This is a genomic window from Streptomyces sp. SP18BB07, assembly GCF_036322545.1.
GTDB lineage: Bacteria > Actinomycetota > Actinomycetes > Streptomycetales > Streptomycetaceae > Streptomyces > Streptomyces deccanensis.
In genome coordinates this window covers 1-7,315 of record NZ_JAQYWT010000180.1, presented here as the reverse complement: position 1 = coordinate 7,315, position 7,315 = coordinate 1, and the positions used below count along the sequence as shown (strand labels likewise).

Here is a 7,315-nt window from a genome sequence, read left to right as displayed (position 1 = left end):
TCTGCAGCGCCTGCTCGACGGCGTACTCGTCCAGCTCGGAGAGCAGACCGTCCACGTCGTCACGGTCGACGGTCAGGTCATCGGCGAAGTGCCGGTCGCCAGTGGCGTCGGGCACGTACTTCACAGTGACAACGATCCTCAGACTCACCACACGTCCTCTTTCATTTCCATGCGATTCACGCCGCGCTACAAACGCGGGCCAAGTACTCCGGGAACTACGGGAGGTTGCGCGCCATGACGATGCGCTGAACTTGGTTCGTGCCCTCGTATATCTGCGTGATCTTGGCGTCGCGCATCATGCGCTCGACCGGGTAGTCGCGGGTGTAGCCGTAGCCGCCGAGGAGCTGGACGGCGTCGGTGGTGACCTCCATGGCGACGTCGGAGGCGAAGCACTTGGCGGCGGCGCCCTGGAAGGTGAGGTCCTTGTCGCCGCGCTCGGACTTGGCCGCCGCCTGGTAGGTCAGGGCCCGGGCGGCCTCGATCTTCATGGCCATGTCGGCGAGCATGAACTGGATGCCCTGGAAGTCGGCGATCGGCTTGCCGAACTGCTTGCGCTCCTGGACGTAGCCCTTGGCGTAGTCGAGGGCGCCCTGGGCGACACCGAGCGCCTGGGCCGCGATGGTGATGCGGGTGTGGTCCAGGGTCTTCATCGCCGTGGCGAAGCCGGTGCCCTCCTCGCCGATGATGCGGTCGGCGGGGATGCGGACGTTGTCGAGGTAGACCTCGCGGGTCGGGGAGCCCTTGATGCCGAGCTTCTTCTCCGGGGCACCGAAGGAGACGCCCTCGTCGGACTTCTCGACGACGAACGCGGAGATGCCCTTGGAGCGCTTCTCCGGGTCCGTCACGGCCATGACCGTGTAGTACTCGGAGACGCCCGCGTTGGTGATCCAGCGCTTCACGCCGCTCAGGATCCAGTGGTCGCCGTCGCGGACCGCACGGGTCTTCATCCCGGCCGCGTCCGAGCCCGCGTCCGGCTCGGAGAGGCAGTACGAGAACATCGCGTCGCCCTTGGCGAGCGGGCCCAGGTACTTCTTCTTCAGCTCCTCGGAGCCGGAGAGGATCACGGGCAGCGAGCCGAGCTTGTTGACGGCCGGGATGAGGGAGGACGACACACAGGCGCGGGCCACCTCCTCGATCACGATGACCGTGGCGAGCGCGTCGGCGCCGGCGCCGCCGTACTCCTCGGGCACGTGCACGGCGTGCAGATCATTGGCGACCAGCGCGTCCAGCGCCTCCTGCGGGAAGCGGGCCTCCTCGTCCACGGCGGCGGCGTAGGGCGCGATCTTCGCCTCGGCGAGGGAACGGATCGCGTCACGGAGCATGTCGTGCTCCTCGGACGGGCGGTACAGGTCGAAATCGTGACTCATGGCACAGACGCCTCGTCTCTATTTCAGATGAATACGGCAGAAGCATGGAGAAAATAAATGACGAAGGGTGCCGACCTAGCGATCCTCGACCTGATCGCGAAATATCCAACGCAGCGTCTCAGGGAAAACGGCCCCGGCGTGACGGAGGGTGTGCCCTCCGGTACCGAACTCGAAGACCGAATCGTAGCGACGGTATTTGAGCGCCGCAGCCATGTCGTGGTTGGCGATCGGGATACTCCCGAAGATCACATCCAAGTCGCGACTGCCGCTCTGGTGCCAGACCCTGATCGCCTTGCGCGGCGACTGGCGGATCATGGATGGCAGATTGTGTGCGCCGCGAATGTTGATGAAGCTTCCGCAGTGAGAGATGACGTTGCCGAACACGTCGGGCCGGTGAAACGCGGCGGTTACGGCACATGCGCCACCTGAACTCATACCGCAGATCACGCGTCCTCGGGGATCACTGGCCAACGCCACCCGTGCCCGCACCACCGGGAACAGCTCCTCGTCCAGGAACCGTGCATAGTCGGCGTTCACCGAGTCGTACTCAATGCTCCGGTTATGGTCACCCCCGAAGTGCGGGTACCCGGGACCCTGCTCGCCCGGCGCAACGAACAGACCCACCGTCATCGGGATCTCCCCTCGGTGCACGAGGTTGTCGAGCACGGTCGTCGCGTTTACCAACGGGCCGAAATAGTCCGGTCCGTCCTGGCACACCAACAGGTTGACGCTGCCGGCTTGCTCGGCACCCGCCGGGAGGTAGAGCCACACACTGCGTGATACGCCGGGGTAAACAGTGTGGCTGGTCCAGCGGAAGTGGTAGAACTGCCCGGTCGGCACCTCGGGCTGCGGAAGCGAGTCGGCACACAGCAAGTAGTCGGAAATCTTGTCATAGGACAAGACGTAGGCCGCTTTGTCTTTGCCCGAGATATTGAGCTTCAAGAAGTTTTCCATCTCTACGGCTTCATCGACCTGGCCGTGCGTGAGGTCGACGGGCTCGAGTTCTGCCGCAGCTGCCTGGGATCGGGGCACGGGTGGTCCACCTCTTTCATGGTTCGGTTGCCATCACTGGACTCCTGGTTTGCTTGCCCGGGTCGCCCCAACAGCAGAATGAGCGAGGTCTGACGCTCCTCACTACAAACAGAGCGAGGGACAATGCCACGACGCCTCCTACAGGTATCGAAACCGCTGGGTAGCCGTTAGTGCTCAGCCGAGCCGGCAAGAGCGTCTGAGCACCAGTTTCAGGCGTCGTAGGTGTAGAAGCCGCGTCCGTTCTTGCGGCCGAGGTGGCCAGCGGCGACCATGCGGCGCAGCAGGGCGGGTGGTGCGTACAGGGGCTCCTTGAACTCCTCGTACATGGACTCGGCCACCGCCTGGGCGGTGTCGAGGTCGAGCAGGCGGAGCGGGCCCATGGGGTGGGCGCAGCCGAGTTCCATGCCCTGGTCTATGTCGTCCGGGCGCGCGGCGCCGGACTCCACCGTGCGGACCGGCTGAGCAGGTAGGGCACTTAGTCGCACACCCTTCTGTACGGCGCGTCCGGTACGTACGTGTCCCACTCGCTTCTCGTCAGGTCCTCGTTCCCGGCGCGGGCGCAGACGTGGGCGATGGCGCGGGTGGGGTCGACGGGGTGGCGGTGGAGGGGGACGTGGCCGCCGCCGGCGTAGAGGGTGGCGTTGTCGGGGCTGAAGACGAGGGAGTCGATGGGCTCGCCGGGGGTGGGGAGCGGGCCGCCGAGGGGCTGTTGGGTGGTGGTGTCCCAGAGCTGGATCGTGCCGGCGTCGCCGCCGACGGCGAGGGTCTGGCCGTCGGGGCTGAGGGCGAGGGCGCTGACCGCCTCGGGGGTGTCGCCGAGCGGGGCCGGGAAGACGTTGCGCAGGACACCGGCGCGGCGGCGCAGGTCGCCGTCCCACAGGGCGACGCGGCCGGTCCGGTCGCCCGCCGCCAAGCGGCTGCCGTCAGGGCTGAAGGCGAGGGCACTGATGTGATCGCCCTGGACCAGATCCAGCGCGACGATGCTTTCGACGGTCTCGCGGGCCACCCGGTTGTCGCCGACGACCAGTTCGGTGCGCGGGCTGAGGGCGAGGCGCGCGCTGACCAGGCCGGAATCGGTCAGCAGCTCCGTCCGCCGGCCGGTGGTGGTGTCCCACATCTCGTTGGCGGGTTCGCCGCCGGGCGGGGTGCGGGTGGTGAAGAGAGTGCGGCCGTCGGGGGTCAGCGCGAGCGCGGTCACCGGCGCCCCGGACTGGGCCGGCCCCACGTCCAGCGTGCTCAGTGCACGGTCGCGGGTCAGGTCCCAGACGGTGAACCGCTGTGACGCGGCCGGTCCGCCCGGCGCCGTGACGCCGTAGACGAACCAGCCGCTGTCGGGGCTGAACGCCATCTGGGGGGCGGTGTCCGCGGGCGCGAGCGGTGTCCCGTTCTGTCCGCCGGCGGCGACCGGCGAGGCGGGGCGGGGGAGTGTGCGGACGAGCCGGCCGTTGTCGGTGTCGCGCAGTTCGAAGACGTAGCCGTGGGTCGCGCGTCGGGCGGTGGCGAAGCGGCGGCCGTCGGGGCTGAGCAGTACGCCGTCCAGGGGGCGGTCGCGCCACGCGGCGGTGACGGCCGTCGTCACGTCGAGGGTGTGGACGGTGCCGCCCTCCAGGTAACGCAGGGCGGGTGCGCCGGGGTCCCAGGCGAGGCCGCCGTGCGGGTGCTGGTTGTTGAGGGGATGCCGTAGGACGGGGGCGGCCGGGGCGGACAGCCGCCAGACCCGGATCTCGTCGGCGGAGCCCGCCGTCGCCAGGAAAGCCCCTCCCCTGCTGAACGACGCGTATCGCACACCCGGGTCGCTGATCTCGGCGACGCGGACACCGGTACGGACGTCCCACACCAGGACCCGTTCCCCGGCGACGACGGCGAACCGTCCGTCGTTCCCGAACACCACCGCCGAGTCGGCACCGCAGGCCCCCTGTTCCCGCTCCCACTCCCCCTGCCGCGACCGCCCTGCGCCTGCCTCCAGGACCTGCGGCGCCTCCCCCGCCGGGCAGACGGCCACCAGCCGGTCGTCACCGCTCGGCGCCACGTTCGCCGGGGTCGCCCCCCGCGTCTCGAACAGCACGGCACCATCGGCGACGGCCCGAACGCGTACGACGTCCGCGCCGGAGCCGGAGCCGGCGCCCGACCCGGCGTCGCCCGCACCGGGTTCGTCCACGACGAAGCTGCGCCCACTCGCCCCGAAGGCGATCCCCTCCCGGCCGGGCGTCAGCGGCGCATCTCCCGTCCACCGTCCCGCCCTCGTGTCCCACAGCCGTACGTGCCTGTCCCCGTCCCCGTCCGCGCCCGCGATCGCCAGGACGCGGGCGTCGGGGCTGGCTGCCAGGACGTCGCCCTCGGGGAGGCGGCCCGAGCCGGTGCTGCGGCGGGTGCCGAGGTTCCAGGTCTGCCAGGAGCGGTCGTCGACGCTGAGGAGGGTGCGGCCGGAGTCGGCGAGGAAGCGCCGGGAGTGGAATCCGGAGGCGGGGTCGCTGAAGGAGGCGGACTCGGGCTGGGCGAGGGAGCCGAGCAGGGCACGGCGGGTCTCGGGGAGGTGGGCGATGCGCCAGGCGGCGCCGCTGAGGAGAAGGGCGGCGCGCGGGTCGGTGGTGCGCAGGCCGTCGGCGACGGCGGCGATACGGCGGGCGGTGTTCTGGGTCTGCTGGTGCCGGTTGTCGTCGTGCTGCCGCCAGGCCGTGAGGCCCGCGACGAGCGCCATCGCGAGGACGGCGGAGAGCGCGCCGACCAGGATGCGGGAGCGGCGCGTGGAGCGCGCGGCGGCCCGGCGCTCGGCCTCACGGGCGTCGAACGCGGCGGTGAGGAAGTCCCGTTCGACCTCCGTGAGCGCGAGGTCGCGGCGGTGGCCGGGGAAGACCTCCTCCGTACGGGCGAGGCGGGTGCCGCGGTAGAGGGTGCCGGGGTCGCGGGCGTGCTCCAGCCAGGCGCGGGCCGCCTCGGTGAGCCGGCGGTGGTGCCGCAGCCGTTCCCTGTCCTGTTCGATCCAGCCGTGCAGCCGGGGCCAGCAGCCGATCAGCGCCTCGTGGGCGAGACGTACGCCCTCCTCGTCGACGGTCAGCAGCCGGGCGCAGGCAAGCCGTTCCACCGCCACGTGCACATCGGGGTGGGCCCACTCCAGGAGTTCGGCCCGGGACAGGGGGCGCCCGGTGTCGACGGTGCCCCGGCCCGGCTCGACCAGCCGCAGCAGCAACTGCCGGGCGGCGGCGGCCTGTGAGGCGGACAGCTGCCCGTACACCTCCTCGGCGCTCGCCGCGATCGCGCCGTTGAGCCCGCCGGCCGCCTCGTACGCGGCCGTCGTCAGCATGCGGCCCTTGCGGCGCCGCCAGGTCTCCAGCAGCGCGTGCGAGAGCATCGGCAGCGCGCCGGGCCGGTCGAGGACCTCCTCGACGACCGCTGCGGCCAGCGACCGTTCCACCAGGAGACCGACCGCCTGCGCGGGCCGCACCACCGCCTCGCGCAGTTCGTCCGCGTTCATCGGGCCGACCAGCAGCCCGGCGCGGCTCAGCGCGTTCGCCAGTTCCGGGTGTTCGCCGCAGCGGGCGTAGAAGTCGGCGCGTACGGCGATGAGCACCCGCAGCCGCGAGCCGGGTTCCCTGGCGGTGAGCAGCAGGTCGATGAAGCGGCCCCGCTCCGCCTTGTCCCGGCAGAGGGTGAAGACCTCCTCGAACTGGTCGACCGCCACCCAGCTCTCCGGCTCGTCCGCTGCGGGGGTCAGCAGGTGTCCATACGTCTCCGCCGGTCGGGCGCCCGGCGTGAACACCCGCAGCACCGCCCCGCACTCCCGCCGCGCGATGCTCGCGCGCACCCGGGGAACGACCCCGGCGCGCAGCAGCGAGGACTTGCCGCTGCCGGAGGCGCCGAACACGGCGGCGAAGCGGTGCGCGGTCATCAGCTCGCACAGCTCCGCCGCCATCCGGTCGCGGCCGAAGAACAGCTCGTGGTCGTCCGGTTCGAAGCGGGCGAGGCCCCGGTACGGCGCCGGCGCGTCCTTCTCGTCGTCCACGGGAACCGCCGCGGCCGCCGCCTCGGCCTCCTTCCAGTACACCTCCCACTCGCCGGGGTCCCCGCCGCACGCCTTCACATACCCCTGGACGACCGCCAGCGAGGGCAGCCGCTCCCCGGCCGCCGCCTGGGACAGGGTCGTCGCCGAGAATCCGGCGTCCTCGGCCATCGCCCGGTACGAGGGGCCGCCGGCGGCCCCGCGCAACTCCCTCAGCCGGTGGGCGAGCAGCTGGACGGGGCCGGCCGTCGGGTCAATGGCTCTTTCCGGGCGCCCCATAGACCTACCTATTTTCGAACCATTACGAGATTTCTGAAATTCACGGCATTTTTGATACGTCAAGTGGGCCGGGTCGGAGGCATCAACATACGTATCCCGCTGACCAGCCGAAACCCTGCGGCCGCAAAGTGTGGCGTTGATGACAGTGGCGGTACGTGCCGCCGAACAATCCGGAACCGTTAGCCGGATTTGATTGCCCTGGTGAGAGTAGGTGTCGATCAACTCTCCGCTTGTCAGTCTCTGTCCCGTCAAGCCGGATCAGCCGGCGTCCCCCGCGCAGAGCAAGTGGAGAGAACCGCTGATGTCCCAAGCACTGAAGAGCAGGAAGTCCCGCCTCGGCCGCCTCGGGCGTTTCGCGCTCGTCGCGGCCAGCGCCGCCGCGCTGACCATCGGCCTGACCAGCAGCGCCCACGCCGGCGTACTGACCCCCCTGCCCGAGAGCACCACCACGTTCCAGAAGACCTTCCAGCCGGTCTTCGACTACGACACGGACAGCTGTCTCCCGGTCGCCGCCATCGACCAGTGGGGCAACCTCAACGGCGGCCTCGACGACAGCGGAGCCATCACCGGCCAGTGCCGCGACAACCACCTGGGCAGGGCCAACGTCTACTCGCGGGCCAAGTGCAACAACGGCTGGTGC

General features: G+C 70.3%; 4 protein-coding genes and 2 pseudogenes. 1 reads left to right on the top strand and 5 read right to left on the bottom strand.

Features of this window, described 5'->3' with window-relative positions; genetic code table 11:
- The 5 genes and pseudogenes from PUR53_RS01770 to PUR53_RS01750 all read right to left on the bottom strand — a co-directional run.
- Window positions 1–148: pseudogene (locus PUR53_RS01770) on the bottom strand (electron transfer flavoprotein subunit beta); the annotation flags it as partial.
- A 67-nt stretch (window positions 149–215) separates the two neighbouring features.
- Window positions 216–1,367, bottom strand: coding sequence for an acyl-CoA dehydrogenase (locus tag PUR53_RS01765; protein ID WP_329907137.1), 1,152 nt, complete (start codon window positions 1,365–1,367; stop codon window positions 216–218).
- A gap of 75 nt (window positions 1,368–1,442) precedes the next feature.
- Window positions 1,443–2,399 (bottom strand): alpha/beta hydrolase, encoded by a 957-nt coding sequence (locus PUR53_RS01760; RefSeq protein WP_329907136.1) that lies wholly within the window; start codon window positions 2,397–2,399, stop codon window positions 1,443–1,445.
- Window positions 2,400–2,608: 209 nt separating this feature from the next.
- Window positions 2,609–2,874: pseudogene (locus PUR53_RS01755) on the bottom strand (3-hydroxyacyl-CoA dehydrogenase family protein); the annotation flags it as partial.
- Complete coding sequence (locus PUR53_RS01750; protein ID WP_329907135.1) at window positions 2,875–6,675, bottom strand: nSTAND1 domain-containing NTPase; 3,801 nt, start codon at window positions 6,673–6,675, stop codon at window positions 2,875–2,877.
- Between the two features lie 301 nt (window positions 6,676–6,976).
- Here PUR53_RS01750 and PUR53_RS01745 point away from each other — a divergent pair.
- The coding region (locus tag PUR53_RS01745) for an NPP1 family protein (protein WP_329907134.1) at window positions 6,977–7,315 on the top strand (339 nt) is incomplete at its 3' end.